This is a genomic window from Vibrio sp. 10N.222.49.C9, from assembly GCF_041474985.1.
Classification (GTDB): Bacteria; Pseudomonadota; Gammaproteobacteria; order Enterobacterales; family Vibrionaceae; genus Vibrio; species Vibrio crassostreae_C.
On the sequence record NZ_JBFRVD010000149.1, the window covers coordinates 1 to 490 of the forward strand.

Here is a 490-nt window from a genome sequence, read left to right on the forward strand (position 1 = left end):
CAGCAGCGTAAGAAAGAGGTGCTGAACAAACGCGAAGGCGAGATTGAAGTGGAGTGGAATGATCGAATCAAACACTCTAAAGGAAGGAAGTTAACTATCGCCGATAAGGTGCGTATTAGTAATGCAGAGGCAGGTTTGTCTCCAATGCGCTCAACGATGAGTGATGCAGAATACGTCATCAAGATTGCCGAAGAGAGCCTTGTGGATATCGTACAGATAAATCAACTAGTGTAGTAGGAGTCAACAATGGCTATTCAGAAAACGGTTGTGCTTGAAGAAGATAGCGCAGACGCTAAAGCGGTAGAACCGCAGATCGACATTACCATGACGAAGGCTGAGCAAGACAGCATTGGTATCGTTCTTCATTCGAAGGACGCGCTAAAACTGCTTAACTCAGAGACCGTGTCTACTGGTAAGAACAAAAAGACCTTCCTTCCAGGGTTGCAGTGGTTTGACACTCGCCTTACGAATGTCGTTAACAGTGCAGGTA

The 490-nt window shown here is 45.9% G+C and carries 2 protein-coding genes; both read left to right on the forward strand.

Annotated elements, in window-relative coordinates:
• Positions 1-234, forward strand: a 234-nt coding sequence (locus tag AB4585_RS22460) for a hypothetical protein (protein ID WP_372171023.1), incomplete at its 5' end; no start/stop codon positions are given.
• Positions 235-246: 12 nt separating this feature from the next.
• Positions 247-490, forward strand: a 244-nt coding sequence (locus tag AB4585_RS22465) for a hypothetical protein (protein ID WP_372171025.1), incomplete at its 3' end; no start/stop codon positions are given.